18 protein-coding genes are annotated in these 20,406 nt (G+C 56.5%); 5 read left to right on the top strand and 13 right to left on the bottom strand.

Going from position 1 to position 20,406, the window contains the following annotated elements:
• Positions 1 to 136: 136 nt before the first annotated feature.
• Complete coding sequence (locus tag IPM59_14575; protein ID MBK9216792.1) at positions 137 to 913, top strand: hypothetical protein; 777 nt, start codon at positions 137 to 139, stop codon at positions 911 to 913.
• Position 914: 1 nt separating this feature from the next.
• Here the strand turns inward: IPM59_14575 and IPM59_14570 are convergent, their stop codons facing one another.
• A complete protein-coding gene (locus tag IPM59_14570; GenBank protein MBK9216791.1) occupies positions 915 to 1,334 on the bottom strand; it encodes a hypothetical protein in 420 nt (139 codons plus the stop codon).
• Positions 1,334 to 2,635 (bottom strand): amino acid permease, encoded by a 1,302-nt coding sequence (locus tag IPM59_14565; protein MBK9216790.1) that lies wholly within the window; start codon positions 2,633 to 2,635, stop codon positions 1,334 to 1,336. The genes IPM59_14570 and IPM59_14565 overlap by 1 nt, the downstream gene beginning before the upstream one ends.
• 56 nt (positions 2,636 to 2,691) lie before the next feature.
• Between IPM59_14565 and IPM59_14560 the strand changes: the two genes are divergently transcribed.
• A complete protein-coding gene (locus IPM59_14560) occupies positions 2,692 to 3,687 on the top strand; it encodes a serine hydrolase (protein ID MBK9216789.1) in 996 nt (331 codons plus the stop codon).
• Here IPM59_14560 and IPM59_14555 read toward each other — a convergent pair.
• The gene (locus tag IPM59_14555) at positions 3,671 to 6,970 is read right to left on the bottom strand and encodes a PAS domain S-box protein (protein ID MBK9216788.1); all 3,300 of its coding nucleotides are present in this window, start codon (positions 6,968 to 6,970) and stop codon (positions 3,671 to 3,673) included. The genes IPM59_14560 and IPM59_14555 overlap by 17 nt on opposite strands.
• A 232-nt stretch (positions 6,971 to 7,202) precedes the next feature.
• Here IPM59_14555 and IPM59_14550 point away from each other — a divergent pair, with 232 nt between their 5' ends.
• Positions 7,203 to 8,486: a dipeptidase gene (locus IPM59_14550; protein ID MBK9216787.1), complete on the top strand. Its 1,284-nt coding sequence runs from the start codon at positions 7,203 to 7,205 to the stop codon at positions 8,484 to 8,486.
• A gap of 133 nt (positions 8,487 to 8,619) precedes the next feature.
• A complete protein-coding gene (locus IPM59_14545) occupies positions 8,620 to 9,441 on the top strand; it encodes a nuclear transport factor 2 family protein (protein MBK9216786.1) in 822 nt (273 codons plus the stop codon).
• 53 nt (positions 9,442 to 9,494) lie between these two features.
• On the opposite strand, the gene secA is transcribed toward IPM59_14545, so the two are convergent.
• From secA to IPM59_14520, 5 genes are all read right to left on the bottom strand, one after another.
• Positions 9,495 to 12,302 (bottom strand): preprotein translocase subunit SecA, encoded by a 2,808-nt coding sequence (gene secA, locus IPM59_14540; GenBank protein ID MBK9216785.1) that lies wholly within the window; start codon positions 12,300 to 12,302, stop codon positions 9,495 to 9,497.
• A gap of 91 nt (positions 12,303 to 12,393) precedes the next feature.
• Entirely contained in the window at positions 12,394 to 12,921 is a 528-nt protein-coding gene (locus IPM59_14535) for a hypothetical protein (protein MBK9216784.1), read from the bottom strand.
• 103 nt (positions 12,922 to 13,024) lie between these two features.
• Complete coding sequence (locus IPM59_14530; GenBank protein ID MBK9216783.1) at positions 13,025 to 13,765, bottom strand: hypothetical protein; 741 nt, start codon at positions 13,763 to 13,765, stop codon at positions 13,025 to 13,027.
• Between the two features lies 1 nt (position 13,766).
• Positions 13,767 to 14,351 (bottom strand): hypothetical protein, encoded by a 585-nt coding sequence (locus tag IPM59_14525; GenBank protein MBK9216782.1) that lies wholly within the window; start codon positions 14,349 to 14,351, stop codon positions 13,767 to 13,769.
• A 45-nt stretch (positions 14,352 to 14,396) separates the two neighbouring features.
• The gene (locus tag IPM59_14520; GenBank protein ID MBK9216781.1) at positions 14,397 to 15,791 is read right to left on the bottom strand and encodes a hypothetical protein; all 1,395 of its coding nucleotides are present in this window, start codon (positions 15,789 to 15,791) and stop codon (positions 14,397 to 14,399) included.
• A gap of 140 nt (positions 15,792 to 15,931) precedes the next feature.
• On the opposite strand from IPM59_14520, the gene IPM59_14515 reads away from it, so the two are divergent.
• The gene (locus IPM59_14515; GenBank protein ID MBK9216780.1) at positions 15,932 to 16,789 is read left to right on the top strand and encodes a DEAD/DEAH box helicase; all 858 of its coding nucleotides are present in this window, start codon (positions 15,932 to 15,934) and stop codon (positions 16,787 to 16,789) included.
• Here the strand turns inward: IPM59_14515 and IPM59_14510 are convergent, their stop codons facing one another.
• From IPM59_14510 to IPM59_14490, 5 genes are read right to left on the bottom strand one after another with little or no spacing between them, the layout of a single operon-like run.
• Positions 16,790 to 17,821: a hypothetical protein gene (locus IPM59_14510; protein MBK9216779.1), complete on the bottom strand. Its 1,032-nt coding sequence runs from the start codon at positions 17,819 to 17,821 to the stop codon at positions 16,790 to 16,792.
• 4 nt (positions 17,822 to 17,825) lie between these two features.
• Positions 17,826 to 18,569 carry a DNA-3-methyladenine glycosylase 2 family protein gene (locus IPM59_14505; protein ID MBK9216778.1) on the bottom strand — a complete coding sequence of 248 codons (744 nt, stop codon included), beginning with the start codon at positions 18,567 to 18,569 and terminating at the stop codon, positions 17,826 to 17,828.
• A gap of 8 nt (positions 18,570 to 18,577) precedes the next feature.
• Positions 18,578 to 19,870, bottom strand: a complete 1,293-nt coding sequence (locus IPM59_14500; GenBank protein ID MBK9216777.1) for an adenylosuccinate lyase — start codon at positions 19,868 to 19,870, stop codon at positions 18,578 to 18,580.
• Positions 19,871 to 20,167 carry a hypothetical protein gene (locus tag IPM59_14495; GenBank protein MBK9216776.1) on the bottom strand — a complete coding sequence of 99 codons (297 nt, stop codon included), beginning with the start codon at positions 20,165 to 20,167 and terminating at the stop codon, positions 19,871 to 19,873.
• Positions 20,094 to 20,375: a BrnT family toxin gene (locus IPM59_14490; GenBank protein ID MBK9216775.1), complete on the bottom strand. Its 282-nt coding sequence runs from the start codon at positions 20,373 to 20,375 to the stop codon at positions 20,094 to 20,096. The genes IPM59_14495 and IPM59_14490 overlap by 74 nt, the downstream gene beginning before the upstream one ends.
• Positions 20,376 to 20,406: the final 31 nt, after the last annotated feature.

The following is a 20,406-nucleotide window of genomic DNA, read 5'->3' as shown; positions in this document are numbered from 1 at the left end:
CGGTCTGCCCCATAATGCCCGGCCCCGACGGATATGCTACAATCCGCATTTACCCGTGATGAGACCAAACCGACGAATTAGTCCCGGAATATCTTCATTTTTCAGGCTCCCGTCACTGACGATCACCTTCGTTTTTGTGTTTTCGGTTGTCGGGCTGGGCCAGACGCCGCGGACAGTTTCAACGCCGGTGGCGACGCCGTCACCGACCGCGACGCCTGTGGCCAACCTCAAAATAGACCCCAGCAATCTGACGGCTGATCAGGTCGCAGAGTTTTCGATCGTCTTCTATGGCGGGCGAACGGCGCTCAATCAGATACGCAAGACAACCCGGGAACGAGGTGTATCGACCATCGCAGCTGCTGACGGCAAGACTGACCGCGTGCCCTACACACGTTATATAATTCGGGCCGAAACGCTCGGCAAGGAGCGGATCCGGCTCGAACAGGAATACCCATCGGCTCGCTTCTCGCTTGTGCAGACGGCCGAGAACACGTTCGGCATCTACAACAACTCAACCTTTACGCCTGCCGAGGAAGCCCTACGAACCTTTCGCAACCAGATCTATCACGGACTTGAGGCACTGCTTCGCTACAAGGAGAACGGATCGCAGATCGCCCTCGCCGGCCGTGAAAAGGTGCTCGGCGTCGAGTATCACCTGCTCGACGTGACCGATCCGGAGGGCCGAAAGACGCGATTTTTCATCTCGGTCAAGACCTTACGCGTGATGATGCTGACCTATGAGGACAACGGCGTGAAATACAGGCGGCGATTTTACGATTACAATGCTGCGCAAGGGACGCTTGTCCCGTTTCGCACGGTCCTGTGGGCGAATGACAAGCAGGTCGAGGAAACCGAGATCGGCACGATCACGTTCGGACAAAAGGTCGACGAAGGCCTCTTTAGCGCGTCCTAGTTCACTTTTCCGGCTTAAAGAAAAAGAAGAAAAACAGCGCGGCGTGCTCCATCTTTACGCCCTCGGCGTAGCCGACGGTCGAGCGGCTGCCATTCTCGATGCGGCCATTGGAATTGACATAGCCGATGGTCGATCTGCTGCCATTCTCAACACGGCCGTTGTCGTTGATATAGCCGATGGTCGAGCGTGAGCCGTTCTCGACGCGGCCGTTGTCGTTGAGATAGCCGATGGTCGAGCGTGAGCCGTCTTCGACGCGGCCGTTCGAGTTGATATATCCTATCGTCGAGCGGCTGCCGTTCTCGACACGTCCGCTAGAATCGATATAGCCGATCGTCCGACGGCTGCCGTCCTCAATCCGCTGCGCGGTTGCAGCGGCAGCCATCACAAAAACGAGTATCAATAGTATTGAGATCTTCTTCATCACGATCCCTCCTTATGAGTTGAACGTTGGTAGAGCCAATATCCTGCATAGATCATCAGCCCAAGGCCACCCGCCGCTATCACCGCCAAGCCTTCTTTCGCATAATCGACGTTTGTCAGCAACCAAAGAATCAGAGCGACGGAGAGGAAAGAGCATACTACTCCGAGCGGAGCCGAATACGGGGCAGGCGGCATTCCTGCTCGGCGCCGGAATATTGGCAGAGCGAGACAGGTTGTGGCATAGAACAGCAGCCGAGCTATGGTCGCGACAGCAACCGCAGTCAGAAAGGACGACTGAACGGCCAAAATCCACATTACGACGGCCGTGACCAGGATCGAGACATAAGGTGTCTTGAAATTTGGATGCACTCGGTCAAACAGACGCGGCAGATCTCGCTGCTCTGACATGCCAAACAGAGTCCTTGTTGCGGCAAGCATGCCGGCGTTCAAATTGCCAAGGATCGAGATTATTACGCCGACGGTGATAAAGGCACCGCCGACTGGCCCCATGAATCCCTTGGCTGCATCTGCGATCGGCCGTTCCGATGCAGCCAGTTCGGGCAGCGTGCCAATCGACACGATCTGGACAACAAGGTAGAGAAGCGTGACGAGGATGATCGCCGAGATAAGGCCAAACGGGATCGTCTTTTGTGGTTCTTTGGTCTCACCCGAGACGGCGACCGATCCCTCAAAGCCGACAAATGCGTAGATCAGCAGCAGCACCGCACTCGAGAACGCGGGATACGCCGGCACGGTGTCAAAATTGAAGTTCGCTCCGTTGACAAAAAACATCCCGACCACGGCGAACACAAGCAGTGGCAGGAGCTTACCGACCGTGAATACATTGATCAATAATGCTGACTCGCGAACGCCGCGAATGGTGACAGCCGTTATCGTGGCGAGAGTCAGAGTTACGAGAATGACTCGCAATGCACCCTCATCAGCACCTGGAATAAAGAAGCCCAGATACGTGACCATGAGGTTGCAGTTCGCCGAGAACGTGGCGATTCGCACGATCCAAAAGAGCCAGCCGACCTCAAAACCAACCGCCGGGCCAAATGCCACTCTGGCGTATAGATACGAGCCGCCCGTGATGTTAAAACGGCTCGCGACCTCAGCATAGCAGAGGATGATCAATCCGACGATCAACGCACACAAGACGAAAGCGAACAGGCTGTAGGATCCGATCTGTGCGTAGACTTTGCCGGGTAGGCCGAAGATGCCCGCTCCGATGATCCCGTTGATCACGATGGCCGTGAAGTCCCACCGTCCGAGGCCGCGTATCAGTCTGTCGTCACTCATTATTGGATATACTTGTCGGAGAGCGTTCGATAAACGATAACACAGGTGAAACGATCATGATGTCATTCTTCCGAATCGCAATAGCCGCTTGCTCGATCACGTTCGCTGTCACAGCCGTTGCCGCTCAAAGGCGAGAGATCGTTAAGCCGCGCGACTACAGTCCACCAGCCCTCACGCACTCAGATGAACTAGGCAAGTTGATCCGCACTGCCGTGGCCCGTATTGTCGATGCCAACAGGCCATCGCCTGTAAAGGGTACAGAACTCGCGGTAACGGTGATCGACCTGACGGAAATCGCAAATATCCGTTGGAGTTCATACCGCGGCGATGAGCCGATATATCCGGCGAGCGTAGTGAAGATGTTCTACATGGCTGCGCTCGAGCGGCAGCTTGAGGACAAAAAGATCACAATGACCGCCGAGCTTGAACGCGGCCTCAGGGACATGATAGTCGATTCGAGCAATGAGGCGACCCAGTATATCCTCGACGTTCTGACCGACACATCAAGCGGAGCCGAGTTGCCCCAAAGGCAGTTTGAGACGTGGCAATTCAAGCGAAACCGTGTCAATCGCTGGCTCACATCGATGGGCTATACAAATATCAACGTCAACCAGAAAACTTTTTGCGAGGATGCCTACGGCATCGAGCAGCAGTCGCGTGCCTACAAAGGCCAGAATCGCAATATGCTGACGACGAACGCGACCGCAAGGATGTTGGCCGAGATCGTGACAGGACGGATCGCGAAGCCCGAGCGGACCGCTCGAATGATGGGCCTGCTCAGGCGTGACCCGTTCGCAAAGGCTACGGATCCGGACAGCCAGGCAAACGGCTTCAGCGGTATAGCTCTGATAGAGCGCAAGATGACGAGCGCAAAGCTGTGGTCAAAAGCCGGCTGGACGAGCAAGGCGCGTCACGATGCCGCCTATATCGAAACACCCGACGGGTCGAGGATGGTAGTCGCCGTTTATACTGAGGACCACGCCAACGAACGCGACATCATTCCGACGATCGTCGGAACGATCATTGACGGCATTGTTACTGAACGTCGCTGACCTCGATGGTCGGGCCGGCCGAACTTAGGATGAGCGTTGCCTTGTCTGCGAATGCATTTGCACCGCCCTCGATAAATGCGGCCGCGGCTTCGCGGTCGATCGGGCGCGAGAACAGGTAGCCTTGGCCGACGCCGCAACCGAGCTGACGAAGTTGTTCTAATTGCTCGGCCGTCTCGATGCCCTCGGCCACGACCTCGATGCCAAGGTTCTCACCAAGCATGAGAATGGTCTTGACGATGGCGCCGCTCTTTTCATCGTCGTCCATAACGCGGACGAACGAGCGGTCGATCTTCAGCCGTTCGAATGGGAACTTCTGCAGATAGCTCAGGCTCGAAAAGCCGGTGCCGAAATCGTCGGTTGAGAGCGTGACGCCCAATTCATCGAGCTCGGAGAGGACGTTCATTGACCTTTCGCTGTGCTCCATTACGGTGCTCTCGGTGACCTCGAGCTTTAGTTGGTTGGGGGCAAGGCCGCTCTCGAACAGCACATCGCGGACCTGCGCCGTCAGCGTAGGATGCATTAACTGCTTTGCCGAGAGGTTGACGCTGATGCCGAGATCCCGGCCAAAGCGGTGCTGCCATTCTGCAGTCTGGCGACACGCCTCCTCGAGGATCCATTTGCCGATTGGGATGATAAGCCCCGTTTCCTCAGCGACGTGGACAAATTCGTCCGGCGTCACCAGCCCGTGCGCAGGATGCCGCCAGCGAATGAGAGCCTCAAATTCGTTTGCCTTTCCCGTCGCGAGATCGACGATCGGCTGATAGAGGACCTCAAATTCCTGTCGCTCCACGGCGTGCCGGAGGTCGGTCTCGATCTGAAGCAGATTCATGTTACGGACATGCATCTCGCGGTCAAAGACCTCGTATCGGGCCTTACCGGCCTCTTTTGCCCGATACATTGCGGCGTCGGCATCTCGCAGGAAATCTTCCGCGCTTCGCTCAACGCTCGATGAGACCACGATGCCGATACTGGCGGTCGTGAACACCTCGTAGTTATTGATCTTGATCGGTTCAGAGATTCGCGCTTGCAGGCGTTCCGCGACGCCGCCGACCTCGCTCAGGTCTCCGCTGCGGTTGAGCAGGATCGTAAACTCGTCGCCACCGAGCCGAGCGACGACATCGCCGGGACGCACGCAGGCCGTGAGCTTCTCGGCGATCGCGACCAGCAGCTTGTCGCCCACAGCGTGGCCGAGACTATCGTTGATGACCTTGAATCGGTCGAGGTCGAGAAATAGGACCGCGAAACGCGCATAGTCGTTGCCCGTGGCTCGGTCAACTGCCTGTGTCAGATGGTTCATGAACTGTACGCGATTCGGCAGGTCGGTCAGGGCATCATGCAGTGCGTAATGCCGCAGCCGTTCCTCGGCTTGAGTGCGTTCGGTTATATCGCGGAAACAAGCCACTCGGCCTACAGGTTTGTCCTCGAGCATCTGCGGCTGCGAATATCGCTCGAAGATCCGGCCGTCCTTAAGCTCAAGCAGCTGCGATGCGGTTGCCATAGGATCGTCGTAGACCTTGATCAGGTTCTCGAGGAGTTCGTCGGGGTCCTTCAACCGGCTGGCAACATACGCGATAAGCCGCGCTCCGTCCTCTGAATCAATAATCTCCTCATCGACGCCCCACATCTCAATGAACTTGCGGTTGCAGGTCACAATCTGCTGATCGAGACCCATCACGACGATGCCGTCGGCCGTCGATTCGAATGTAGAAGAGAATAGCGATAATGCCTTGCGGAGTGATGCCTCGGTCTCTCGCCGCTGCGTGATATCGCGGCCCAGGCCCTGGACGCCGAGCGGAAGCCCGTCGGGCGATACTATCAGACGCGTACTGAGTTCAAGCGTGACACGCCGGCCGTCCTTGGAAATGACCTCCAACTCGTAGGTCGTCGGCTTATCACCATCGAGTTTCTTCGCGGTCATGGTGCGGGCTCCCTCAAGGAACTCGGGGGCGACCACCTCAGCAATGTTCTTGTGCAGGGCCTCTTCGCGGGTGTAGCCGGTGATGAGCTCGCCCGCACGGTTCAACGACGTAAAGTTGCCTGCCAGGTCATGTGTGTAGATCAGGTCGTTGGCGTTCTCAAACAGGTCGCGATAGCGCTCTTCGCTCTTCGTAAGCGCCTCACGGGCCTCTTTTCGTTCAGTAATATCTCTCGCGATCCCCTGAACGGCAATCGGCTCACCGTTTGCCATGATGAGGCTGCTGTTGACCTCCAGCGTCGCCCACGAACCGTCCTTGCGAAGGCAGTCAACCTCATAGATCGTTTGTCCAACGTCGCCATCAAGCTTTTGCGATAACTTTTCGCGGACCATTTCGAGCTGCTCGGGAGCGACGATTGCCGTCATGTTCATCGCGAGCGTTTCCTCGCGGCTGTAGCCAAGAACGCGTTCGGCGGCCTGGTTCATTGAAATGTAATTGCCGCTGAGGTCGTGGGCGTAGATGATGTCGTTGGCATTCTCGAACAACTGGCGATATCGTTCCTCGCTTTCGCGAAGGATGTCATCGGCTCGCTTCTCCTCGGTTATGTCCTGCCACATCACCATACCGGCAAAGATCTGGCCATCTTCGCCATGGACCGGCAGGACGTTTACTCGAAATGCGCCCTCATCATTGTCCAGATCGACCGTGACCCGCTCACCGGCCAATGCCCGCTCATAATAACCCGACCATTCGTCGGCGATTTCAGGCGGAAACACCTCAAACAGTGTCCTGTCCTCAAACATCGCCTTCGACCACTGATGATTCTTGAGTTGTTCGCCCTCGGCCAGCGTGTAGCGGTAGTCGTGATCGAAGAGCAGCACGGCCGTGCGTGGAATGGTCTGTGCCAGTGTCCGATAGAGCTTCTCCCTTTTCTGTAACTCGCTCTCGGCGGCCATTCTTTCGGTTATGTCAAGGATGATGCCCTGCCAGCACAAGGGTTTTCCTTCACGGTCATGGATAAAGCAGCTACGGTCACGCACCCAAACGACGCGGCCGTCAGCGCAAACGACTCGGTACTCAAAGTCGATACTGTCTCCCGATTCCATTGCCTTGCGGGTTGCGACGAGTACGCGCTCGCGATCTTCCGGGTGGATAACCTTGTCCCAAATGTCCGAATCGGTCATCCATTCCTCGAGCGGATATCCGAAGCTCTCAAAGGTCGGGCTGATATAGATCGGCCGGTGCGGCGCAGACGGCGTGACCGCATAAAACATCACCGGCAGGTTCTCTATGAATGCCTGAAAGGTCGCCTCCGAGGGCATCACCGACGGCGCTTCGCATTTACTTTTTGGCGTTTTTCGAGCCATCAGATCAGGAAGGGTCGAGTGAGAAAATAGACTTTGCTAATGCTCAGCGTAAACCCGGACGAATCGTGCAAACTACTGTGATCAGGATATTTAACGGGCCTGTAAACTGCGAGAGACAGCAACGTCGAACGCGTCGGCCGATGGGCGGCCAGAAGTTGCCATTAATGATATTAGCATTTTCGCAACCTTCACGGCTACCTTTTTTTGGTGCCCGATACCTTATAATTGATTTATGAAAACACTAGTTTCTCTGCTTCTCCTTGTCGGCTGTGCTGCGGCCGGTTTTGCCCAAACAATGCCCGTCGGGGGCGATGCGGTCGTGTGGGCAAAGGCCCTTAAGATCCACCGGAAGGCGATCGTCGTTGACGGCCACAATGACATCACGTCACCGATGGTCGATGAGGACTTTGACCTTTCGACGAATACGGTAGGCAAATATCACAAGGACGGCGACCCCTTCCACACTGATATTGCCCGTTTGAAGGCCGGAGGCATTACCGGCGAGTTCTTCTCAATCTACGTCGGCGGCAATCGAATGAAAACTCACGACGCGATGCGCCGCGCGATGGAATTGATCGACGCGACCTATCGCGAGGCCGAACGGCATCCGAACGATCTGTCGATGTGCACGACAGCGGCCGAGATCCGGCGTGCAAAGAAGGCTAAGAAGGTATGTGCCCTGATGGGTATCGAGGGGGGCTATGCCATCGAGAACTCGCTAAATGCTCTACGCAATTTCTATCGCCTGGGCATTCGCTATATGACGCTGACGCACAATGTCACGCATGACTGGGCGGATTCACACGTGACCGAGCCAAGGCACGGCGGACTTAACGACTTTGGCCGCGAGGTCGTAAAAGAGATGAACCGGCTCGGTATGCTGGTCGATATCTCGCACGTCTCGGTCGATACGATGAACGACGTCCTTGACGTCACAACGGCGCCGATCATCGCATCGCACTCGTCCGCCCGGGGCGTCCACGATCATACTCGCAACGTCCCTGACGACGTGCTCAAGCGGATCGCCAAGAACGGCGGCGTCGTGATGATAAACTTCCTGCCGATGTTCCTCGACGCCCGTTCCGCAAAGGAATCGACGGAACGCTCCTCCCGATTGCGTCCTCAGCTCGAGGAGCTTAGGAAGCAGTACAAGGATGACGCCGTGGGCCTTAATGAGGCCGAGCGACGCCTGTTGGCGGCGAATCCGATCTATACTCCATCCTACACGCGGATCGTAGACCACATCGACCACATCAAGAACCTGCTTGGCTCGGTCGATAACATCGGCCTCGGCAGCGATTATGACGGCATTCCGTCGCTCCCGGCCGGAATGAACGGCGCCGAGGACACGCCGCTGGTCACATACGAGATGCTTCGCCGCGGCTACAGCGAGACTGACATTCGCAAGGTGTTGGGCGAGAACTTCCTCCGCGCCTTTGCACAAGCCGAACGCGTCGCCGGAAACCGCCAGATCAGCGGACAGGGAAGCCTGATGAAGATGCCGCGGCCCAAGTAGGAGGCTTGACGCCGACGCCTCCGCGGGCGTATAAAGTAGGCTGAACAGCTCATTAACTTTATCTCGGGAAGTCCGCTGGCGCCGATGCCGCCAGTAGACTGTATTTTCTCGTCTTGCATCGCTAGGGGGAACAATGAAGAAGATAATATCGATCTCGATCGTGATACTTGTGTCCGCGTTCGCGGCGGTCGCTCAATGCAGCGATGCTGATAAGAAGGCGCTCGAGGCGCTTGACCATGCCTGGAGCGAAGCGGGGCAGAAGGGGGACCGGGCCGCCCTTATGGCATTTTATGCTGACGATTATGTCGGCCTCCCCGGAATGGTGAGCAAAACCGTTGCTATTGACAATGCGATGCGGGCGTTCGAGCGGAACAAGGCCAATCCCGCGGGCGCCGATAGGACGACTTATGACAATTACATCATCAGCTGCACGCCAAACACTGCGACGGTCACGCATCGGAACACCGTATGGACGCCGATGGGCGAAGGCGGCAAGCCTGAGACATATTATTCACGAAGCGTTCACGTGCTGGAGAAACGCAGCGGGAAATGGCAAGTAGTAAGCAATGCCGGGAACGACCTCGATGAGTATGCCATCATTTGGTATCTCGAACAGGATTGGAATACCGCGTTCTGGAAGAAGGACGGCGAGTGGTTCAAGAAGAACTTTGCCGCCGACTTTAGCAATATCGGAAGCGATACGGGCGCCGTGACCGGCAAGGATGCCGCCATCGGAGAGATAGTAAACGACAAGAGCACATACGACCTTGTCGAAACGCAGGATATGGACATTAGCCTGGAAGGAAGGACGGCCCGCGTAACAGGCATTTTCCACCTCAGAGGAAAAGGTAGTGACGGCAAGGCATTTGATACCAAGATCCGCTACACCGATATTTGGGTCAAACGCGACGGCCATTGGGTCGCATGGTCGTCACAGGGGACGATCATGAAATAGCTTAGGCGACACGCTAAGAAAATGAGGCGGCTTGTGAGCCGCCTTTTTTGTGATCAACCACCTGCGCCGTGGCATTTCTTGAATTTCTTCCCGCTGCCGCAGTAGCATGGTTCGTTGGGTTTCATTTTTGGCGTGTCGCGGACAAAGGGCGTGTGTCTGGCGGCCTCGGCACCTGCGGCGTCGGCTGTTGCCATTGCGCCGGTGAATGCCATGCCGGCGGCCTGTCGGCGGGCACGCTGCATCTCCAATCGTTCGAGCCGCTCGCGTTCCTCGCGATCGTCCTGTGAGACGACCTCGAGGTTAAAGAGAGCCTTTGTCGTGTTCGTGTCGATGCGGTCGAGCATGTCCTGGAACATATCGAACGATTGCTTCTTGTATTCCACGAGCGGGTCTTTTTGCCCATAGCCAACGAGGCCGATGCCCTGTTTGACGTGGTCGATCGACAGCAGGTGGTCTTTCCACTGGCTGTCGATGATGTTGAGCATGATGTATCGCTCGTAGGCGCGCAGTGATTCCGTTCCGGCGAGCTTCTCTTTTTCTTCGTAGCTCTTGATCGCTTTTTGCCAGACTTTTTCTTCTACAGTGTCAGGGCCATCGATACTGAAATCAACATTGGCATCTTTTGCAGGATCGATCGAGTAGATGCTTTCGATCTCGGCTGCGTATGTATCGATCTCCCAATTATCGACGCCCGTGTCGAGTCGGAGGAAACTCGCGGTCAGGTCGTGGAGCAGGTCTTTTGCGACGCCGCTCTCGCCGAGCAGATACTCACGGTGTTCCGGTTCGAACATCAGCTGCCGACGCAGGCCGTAGATGGTCTCGCGCTGGCGGTTCATCACATCATCGTATTTGAGGACGTGTTTGCGTGTCTCAAAGTTACGCGCCTCGACCGCACGCTGGGCGCGCTCGATCTGACGCGAGACCGTTTTTGATTCGATGGCGACGCCATTCTCCATGCCGAGCCATTCCATCATCGAGCGGACCTTGTCGCCTGCGAAGATGCGCATCAGATCGTCTTCCAATGACAGCACGAATCGCGAACTTCCCGGATCGCCCTGACGGCCGGCGCGTCCGCGAAGCTGATTGTCGATACGCCGCGATTCGTGGCGTTCGGTGCCCAGAATGTGCAGGCCGCCCGCGGCGATCACCTCTTTTGCCTCTTCTTTGACGACGGCTTTTGCCTTCTTTAGCTCCTCCTCAAACTGCTCCTCGGTCGCCTCATCAGGATTTATCTCCTGACGCTTTAGATAGTCGCGGGCGAGCGATTCCGGATTGCCGCCGAGCAGGATGTCCGTTCCGCGGCCGGCCATGTTGGTCGCGATCGTGACGGCACCTTTTCGGCCCGCCTGGGCGATGATCTCAGCCTCGCGCTCGTGATATTTGGCGTTGAGGACGTTGTGAGGCACGCCCATGGCCTTGAGCTTGGCGGCGACGAGTTCAGAGTTCTCGACCGACACAGTGCCGACCAGGACCGGCTGGCCTTTTTCATGAAGCTCCTTGATCTCTTCACAAACGGCGTCCCATTTTTCGGGCAGCGTGCGGTAGATCATATCTGACGAATCCACGCGGACCATCGGCATGTTTGTCGGGATCTGAACCACGTCGAGGCCGTAAACCGTATTGAATTCCTCAGCCTCGGTCTCGGCCGTTCCGGTCATGCCGCCGAGCTTTTCGTACATGCGGAAGTAATTCTGCAGCGTAATGGTCGCGAGCGTCTGATTCTCTCGCTCGATCTGGACACCTTCTTTCGCCTCCACAGCCTGGTGCAGTCCGTCAGACCAACGGCGGCCGTGCATCAGACGGCCGGTAAAATCGTCAACGATAATTACCTCACCTTCCTGCACGACGTAATGATGATCGAGCTTGTAGAGCGTGTGTGCCTTCAAGGCCGACTCGACGCAATGGAGCATGTCCATGTTTGACGGGTCGTAGAGGTTTGAGACGCCGAGAAGTTTCTCTGCCCGCGTGACGCCCTGCTCGGTGAGTACCGCCGAGTGATTCTTTTCATCGACGAGATAATCGCCGGTCGTCACCTTTGTCTCCTCGTCCTTAGTGCCCTTCTCGAGCTGCGGGATGATCTGGTTGGCGGTGTAGTATTTGTCGGTCGCCTCGTCCGACGCGCCCGAGATGATGAGCGGCGTTCGAGCTTCGTCGATCAGGATCGAATCGACCTCATCGATGATGGCGAAGTAATGGTCCGGCTGGACGAGCGATTCGACGTCGAACTTCATATTGTCACGCAGATAATCGAAGCCGAATTCGTTATTCGTCCCGTACGTGATGTCGCATGCGTAGGCGTCCTTGCGGGCGACGTCGTCCATGTCGTTCTGGATGCAGCCGACCTTGAGGCCGAGGAATTTGTGAATGCGGCCCATCCACTCGGCGTCGCGCGATGCGAGGTAATCATTGACCGTCACGACGTGAACGCCCCGGCCGGTGAGGCCGTTGAGGTAAGAGGGAAGCGTCGCGACCAGCGTCTTGCCTTCACCCGTGCGCATCTCGGCGATGCGGCCCTGATGCAAGGCGATACCGCCGATCAGCTGCACGTCAAAATGGCGCATTCCGGTGACGCGCTTCGACGCCTCGCGTATCGTAGCGAATGCTTCGGGCAGTATCTCGCTCAGGATACTCTGCTCGGCCTTTCGGCGTTCGTCCTTGTCGTCAATGCCGTCGAGATGCTGTTTGATGTTCTCTTTGAACTTCGGCGTCTGCGCCTTTAGCTCGTCGTCGCTCATCGCCTGCATTCGCGGCTCGAACGCGTTGATCTCAGCGACCGTTGACTTTACATTTTTGAGAAAGACATCGCTCGATGAGCCGAATATCTTCTTGACTAACTTATCTGCAAACTTGTTCGTTGCCATTGTATATCTCTCTAAATTCTCTTTACGTATCTGTGGCTCCGTGTCAGTAGCCCGCACGTAAGTAAGGGCTCAACTCCCCCAAAACTCAACGTCAATCAAACCTCGGCAGCTCACCACCCTGCCCGCTCACAACATACTCGACAGCCTGAGAAATGTGCTCCTCAGTCCATAAATACCGAGTGCTCCCATGCCGGCTCCAAGCCTTCTGACCTGTGCCAAGCATACCAGCCGCACGCAACGCTTTTGTCGAATACGCCTTAAAGCTATCCATGATCCTCTCAGGCTTTGCCGAATTACTGACAACGGTGTGAGCGTGGTTCGTTCTCACATGAATTCCGTACAAGCCATAACCACGCACCTGACAGACCTCTCTGATCGCTGCTTCTACGATACCTCTTTCGCGTGTTCCGAGGATGAACGCGTCGTGGGTTAGCATGTTTTTCTTTCGCTCGACCATCTCGGAGCTAGGAGCTATCTTCGCTGTCCCGAAACGATTGTAATGTCGCCGATCGACCGAACCACGTTCGTCGCCGTGGAGCCATGTGCCGTAGCAACGAAAGGTTATCAGATACGCCTTCGCCAGCGAGCGGTCCTGGAATTCTATGTAGTCTCGTTTCATTTGACGATGACTATGAACTGCGTTGAGCCCTTACTTACGTGCGGGCTACTGACACGGTGACCTGTTTTCTGGAATGGCGAGTTGAAATTCGTGATGCTCGCCGCTACTGTGCGTTTGACGCAAGCAGCGTATCTAGCGAGCCGCGGGGAAGGGCGGTGTGGATAAAAACCGCATCGTTACCCGCGCCCGAGCGAAAGTTGGAATGCTTCAGCAATAGAAGCCGGACCTTGCTGGTATCCGACGAATCATGTTTGCTTAGTGCTGATTCAAGGTCTCGCAACAGAGCTTGGGCACGGACCCATGATGCTTTTCGAACATTAAGTTCGATAACGAGTTGACCGTCATCGAACAAGACCCGGCTATGGGTGATGGTACCTGGGCGGCCGTCGTGAAAGAAACTCGGCAGGCAGTCACCGAGACTTGTACCCCCTGAGAGTAGGCGGTTCGAGAAACGTATAACTGAGTCCCATAAAATCTCAGGTGCAACCAGCTTCTCGGCGAACCCAACGCCAGTGCGGCCGCCTGCAACACACGGCACCGCCGAACTTTGGGCAACCTCGATGTATGGACTCCCAGTGGTTGGTTCAACCGACGGGGCGAATTCGTGCAAGCGCTCCAAGAACTCTTCGACGTGAAAAAAGTAGTTTTCGAGAGCCTCGGCCGAGGAATTCAGATTAGGATTATCGTCGAGGTTGTCCGCCTTCTCGATCTCATCCTTAACATTGAACTGCTTCGCCGTTGCCGCTTGGGCCAAAACCTGCGGCGTGGCGCCGACCAGGACGAGGCCTAGATAGACGCCGACCGTTGTCAGAAAAAGGATCGAGTTGTGGTTCTTACGGCTCAAGCTATTTCTTCAATTCCTTTTCAACCATTTCACGAAACGTCGCTTTTGGCAATTCGAGGGCGATGATAAGCGAACGCCCGCTACTGCTTGCGGTGGTGCCGTTGAGCAGCGTCAGGTCACGACGATCCGCCTCTGAGGCGTTCTCACCGGACTTTTGTGCTCTAAGGAGCGCGATCATTGCAGATGCCATCGTCTTGACGGTGATCGCCCGCAGGACATTTGACATCTCTGAGGTGAGCGTCGCATTGAAAAGCGAATCGTCCTGACGCGTGCGGACGACTATCTCGCTCGCACCTATCTCGGCCAGATGCCGCGTATATCCGCTCTGATCGATAGTAACGAGATAGCCCTTGACGAGTTCTGTCATCCCGGCGTTTCCTTCGCTGCGGGGGAAAGTGACGGATGCCGGGTCGATCTTTCCGTCGGGGCCCAGGCGAGCTTTCATCTCTACGTCGAAAGGGGCTCCCACATCGAGCTTGCCGTCAGCGTATGCCCGCCTGGCCGCAATGCCGGCCGATCCTGCCTGGTACTTCGTCGTTGACGAGTCAGAGGCCGTCTGGGCAGTCGCCGAAATGGCATATGCCATGACAGCAACAATGAGGTACGGTAAACGAAAAGCGTGATCCATCGACTACTCAGGCGATCCCGTATTCTCAACCGGGCGCGCGGGTGACGTGCCGTTAGGTTGTTTAGGGGTGTTTCTCTGTTCGGCGAGCTTGCGCTGGATCATTGTCTGCAGGTCGGCCTTCGGGATGTTGAAAAGGATCTCAAGCCTCTTTCCGCTCGGTTTCACGGCCGCATTCTGCAACAGTACGAGGTCGTCACGATCGTTCTGATCGGCCTCGGGGCGTTCCTTGGCCTTTTTCTTATCACCGAGCAGCAAGCCGAACGCCGTCGCTACGGACTGGGCCCTGAGATCGTTCTCAAAGTCGGTTTGGATCATTGCGACCACGTTCTGATCATCCTGCTGTATCTGGATCGTGAGCTGTTTGCCTCGCAGCAGGCTCAGATATTGCAGGAAATTACTGTCGTTCATCGCCTCGATGGCTTCTTTGACCACGTCCACCATCTTAGGGTCGGCACCTTCGGCACGGACATAGCGGAACGTTTTAGCGTCGAGCTTGCCCTCCTTGTCGAGCTTGCCGGTCGCGGCTATGACGAACGCCGAGTCGAGCCTGACCTGCTTCTTGTCCAGAAGTTCATTGATCGAATTTGCCAGATCGACGAAGGGCCGTTTATTGATCTCGACCTCGGCGACGGCATCCGTCGGTGCGGTGGCAGGCGACGGCGACGGTGATGGCTTGACCTCAGCGACCTGGTTCGGATCTGGTGTTTCCGAAGTCGTCACGGGCGGCGTCTTCGCAGGCCTTTTACGATTGAGGCGTGGCCGCGGAATATTACCGCCGGCTGTCGGATCATTGCTTCCGAAGCCCGAAGGCAGGTCGCCCTCAACCGAATTTGGGTTTGACGGCGGAAGATTTGGCTTTGTATCGAGCATGCTGCCGCCATTTACTGACGGCGGCGTAATAGGGATACCATCCGGAATGCCCGGGATGCCGCTGGTCAGGGTCGGATCATTAGCGAGGCTCGCCATCATCGCAAGTTCGTCACGGTTTGCGACCTGAAAGTAGCCATCAGGATAGGACAAAGGCGGCGTCGAACCGGTCATATCAACGAACGTTACGTCGTAATCCTCACCGAGGTCTGTCTTGTCGTAGGCTGCATCAACGTATTCGCGGTCGGTTCCGAAGAGCATTGCTCCGACATAAACCGTGTCGAGGACCTGGCAAACGCCGCCGACGAGCGGGCTGTCGCAGCCCTTCATTGTCAGTAGCGATGTCTGGGCAACGACGAGCAGGGCCAGCAGGTTAGCGGCGGCCGAGATGCCGAGGATCTTGTATATCCGCGGGCCGATCTCCCAGTTCTTTACCTCATAGCCGTAGAGAAAATCGCCCTCTGCGGGCGGGGTCGGCACACGTTCGGGCTGCACGGGCTGCTGAGGTTCGTATAAAGACTGCTCAAACATATAAAAATGAACTTCCGTCCGTCTGATTTAGACGCCGTGCCACGCAAAATCGTTGCGAGGCAAATAGATATGTTAACACCAACGACTGGTGGTTTGAAAGATTAGACTTCTGCCTCTCAAACCTATACCATCGGCGGTAAATGCGCCGCCGATATGATGACAAACGCCGGAGCCACAAAAGCTCGCGGCCAAGAGAAGAACGAAGAAATAAACGCTCGTTTGCAGGCGAAAGTTCCGCAAAGAGCGTCGTTCAACCAGAAACGCCGCAACAATTACGTGCCGTCGAACGCCTCCTGAGCGGCATCGGCGTGCCCGAAGAGCGACCGTTCGAGGCCGATCCGTTCCAGATAGAGGCTCTTACGGCCATCGAACATGAGGACGTTCTCGTGACCGCGCCGACCGGCAGCGGCAAAACCTGGATCGCCCGCGAGGAGATTCGCCGGTTGCTCGCCGACGGCAAACGAGCATGGTACACAACGCCGCTTAAGGCTCTCACAAACTCGAAATACGCCGAGTTTCAGGCCGAATTCGGTGCCGAGAACGTCGGCATACTTACCGGTGACCGCAAGGAGAACTCGAATGCCCCTATCATCGTCGGGACGACGGAGATCTACCGAAATCAGCTATTCGACGCCCTGCGCGAGGGCTTTGAAGTTGACGCCGACTTTGTCATCCTCGATGAGGCCCACTATCTCGCCGACGAAGAACGCGGGCATGTATGGGAAGAGGCGATCATCCTGTCACCGCCGCGGATCCGGCTGTTGCTCCTATCGGCAACTGTCGGCGGAGCGGAGGACTTCGCGGCTTGGATAGGCGAGATCCGCGGCACAAAGGTACGCGTGGTCAAGGCCGGGCCGCGTCCTGTCGAGCTTCGGGCTGCGTATCTCTCGGGTGATCTGCAGTTGTTTCCACTGCTCGGCCCGGACGGCAAATTCAACCGTGACCTTGAACGGTTTGAGAAGCAGCGGCAGCATTTTGGTCGACGTCGCCGGCGTTAGCTATTTTAGCTTGCCTGCCAAAATGTCGATATCGCTTTGCGGGATGGTGACATCGAGCGTGACGTCCGCCCCCCGTGTACCGAGCTTCACGGCCCTCAGCGAGCGGCTGTAGAGTTGCTTGTCAGCGTTCTTCGACTGGCCCCAGACCAAACCACCCATATCGCGGAGCACCTCGAGGAGGTCCTTTAGTGAAAGTGCCTCAGCGGCTGTTGGTGTTTTAGCTGTCGCCGCTATCGTCAGGCCCGTCGAGGCCAAGTCGATCGAGCCGGACAGGACCTGAATCGCTCCGACTTTCTTGCCAAGTTCGTCGTTATCGACGGGGAGCAAAGTGGAGAGCAGCCCTCCGTTGCGGACGGCGAAGTTAATGGCTGCGCCTTTTGTCGGCAAGAGGCGGTTGATGTCCCGTGCGACATGCGTGTGGCCTGAAAGCGTTTCGCGAACGCGAGCGAGCGAACCGACAGCGATCGTCTGCGGATCGATCACGGCCATCGCGATCTCCTGTCTGAGCGCCTTTGCGAGTGTATCTCTGATCGCGTCGCCGGATTTTACATTTGGATCACCGGCGGCCTGTGGCCGGAAGATCAGGATCGTTCTCCCGTTCATTGCTTCCTCGCGGATCGAACCGGCTGCAGCGGACCTTGCGGCCGCAACGATCGCATTCAGATCAGCCGTTCCGCTGGCCACTGCGACCGCATCGATATCAAGATCATTGGTCAGGCCCTGCTTCACGGTCATCCCGACCGCGATCTGGTCGAATGAGCGAAGATCGACGCCGGTTCGGGTGCGAATACCAGAGATATTCTCTGTGATCTTGGTGAGCAAAGATTGATTTGACAGGAGAGCAGTGGGCAGCGCCGTATCGAAGAGCCGCCGAGTGTCGATCATCGCGACACCATCGGATGCCGGCAATATGGCAACAAGACGGGCCGCACGCGCCTTTGCCTTTCCGCTGCGGTTGTCAACGCCCGCCATTACGGCGACATTAAGGAACAATGCCGCGGTCGCGGCGGCTGCAAAAAGCCGATCTCTCATTGAATCACACCTCGCATCTCTCGTCGTTACGATAACAGATGCCTGAGAGTTCTGAAATGTTTGCCCGCATAGGCAGGCGAGAACTCGGAAGCATCTCGCCGGCACCCAGCGTCTTTGGTCGGCGCTGAGCGGCGCGCTCACTGAGGTAGTAATGCCACAGCAGGCGTGCAGCGACCGAACGAAACGGCCGCCATCGCTTTGCGATATCAATAAACTCGTCCGACGACGGCTTCGGCTCGCCGGAGAGCCGATGCCAAGCCGTGTGCAGGGCGATATCGCCTCGCGGCATCACGTCGCGCCGCAGCAAAGCCATCAGCAGGTAAATGTCGCTGGTCCACTCGCCGATGCCCTTTAGGGCGAGTAGTTGGGTCTTTACCTCCGCATCGGGCAACAGATAAAGGCTGTCGAGTTCGAGTCGTTCTTCCAAGAGTGCTTCCGACAGATGGCGGGCATAGGCGGTTTTCTGCCGGCTAAAGCCGACCTGCTTCATCTCGGCGTCATTCAGCGTCAACACATTCTCGGGCGACACGTCGCCGAGGCGGGCGGTGAGCTTATCAAAGCAAGCCTTGGCGGACGCGAGAGACACCTGCTGTTCGAGGATGATATGCAAGAGCGTCGGAAAGCCCGGCTCGCGGTCCCACAGCGGTGGCGTCCCGTAGTTGTTGTGAACAAATGCCAATTCGCTGTGCTCAGCCGCGAGATTTCGGCACGCGGCCGCGAGCGTTCGACTTGTGAGTGTCTTAGCCATCGCCGCCTTCAACCAAATACGCGGTCAAAGACCGTACGGACGTTACGCAGGTAGTGATTCAGGTCAAAGACACGGGAGATCTCGTCGGCGGATAGATGAGAGGAGATGTCGGTGTCATTATTGACCAATGCCGGATAATCGCCTCCCTCATCCCAGACCTTCATCGCGTTGCGCTGTGTCCATGTGTAGGCGTCCTCACGGGTGACGCCCTTTTGCGTCAAGGCGAGCATCAGTTGACCGCTAAAGACAAGCCCGTGAGTGAGTTGGAGATTCTTCAGCATGTTCTCCGGATAGACGACCAGCGTGTCGAGCAGGGATGTCGTTTTGGCGAGAATGTAATCGGTCGTCGCAGACGAGTCCGGAAGCACTATGCGTTCGGCGGATGAGTGCGAAATGTCACGTTCGTGCCAGAGGGCAACATTTTCGAGGCCGACAACGGCATTGGCCCTAACCGTTCGGGCCATGCCGCAGATGCGCTCAGAAAGGATCGGATTGCGCTTGTGAGGCATCGCGGACGAGCCTTTCTGGCCCTGCTTGAATGCCTCCTGGGCCTCGCGGACCTCTGTCCGCTGCCAATGGCGGACTTGCAACGCGATCTTCTCAAGCGACGATGCGATTATCGCGAGCGTCGTCAGATATTCGGCGTAGGATTCGCGTTGAATGACCTGTGTCGAGACCTTCGCCGCCGTCAGGCCGAGCCGTTCGCACACGCGCTGCTCGACATCGGGTGAGAGATGCGCAAACGCGCCGACCGCACCGCTGATCTTGCCTCTTGAAACCGCTTCTTTCGCCCGATCGAGCCGTTCACGGTTGGCTCGCATGTCCTCGTACCACAACGCCCAAACCAAACCGAACGACGTCGGCTCGGCGTGAATGCCGTGCGTGCGGCCGATCTGCGGCGTGTCCATGAATTCGAACGCCCGGCGTTTCAGAACTACCATCAGAGCATCGACCTTGGAGAGCAATAGATCGCATGACTCTTTTAACAACAGTGCATTCGCCGTATCGACGACATCGCTCGAAGTGAGGCCGTAGTGGACAAATCGCGACGCCGGGCCGATATTCTCGGCGAGGTTCGTCGTAAACGCGATTACGTCGTGATCGGTCGTCTTTTCAATCTCGTTGATCCGCTCGACGGTGAACGCGGCCTTTGCCTTGATCTCGGCGAGGGCATCGGCGGGAATAGTGCCGTCCTCAGCATGCACTTCGCACACGGCAATCTCAACATCGAGCCACTTTTGAAACTTATTCTCCAGCGACCAGACCGCGCCCATTTCAGGCAATGTGTAACGTTCGATCATTTACACACGTTTACGTGACACTGCCTCCTCTATCAGTTCATGCAGGTAGGTCTGATACGGAGTTTCGTGTTTGGCGGCCAATTTTCTAATCCGCGATAGAAGACTTGGCGCAATGCGAAACGCTATCATCTGCTTCGCATCTCCGGTTGCCGGACGGCCGATGCGTACGGCCCGTTTAAGTTGGGCCGGTGTCAATTCAGGGATATCGGAGAAGTCGATATCCTTATCCGAAATATCCTTTTCGCTCACGTCGCGACGCACGCCGCGCACTGATGATTCGTGTAGTTTCTTTGCCATTTTCGAAGATTCTGTTTGTGTAAACGACCAACAGAAGCCGTCCTGATTCCGAGGATGCGAGACGCAGGCGACGAGTTTCGGCATACGAATGCTCAACATCTTCGACATCTAAACCGAGAGGATCATCGAAAGCCGTTGCAGCCTCCTCAAACGAAACACCGTGCTTTTCAAAGTTCAGAATGGCTTTACGGATATCCCAACTGAACATATCTTATTGTATATACACTAAGTATTTTCTG

It is taken from the genome of Chloracidobacterium sp. (assembly GCA_016715795.1).
Lineage (GTDB): Bacteria > Acidobacteriota > Blastocatellia > Pyrinomonadales > Pyrinomonadaceae > OLB17.
The sequence above is the reverse complement of the archived record's forward strand: the minus strand, read 5'-3'. Positions and strand labels throughout refer to the sequence as shown.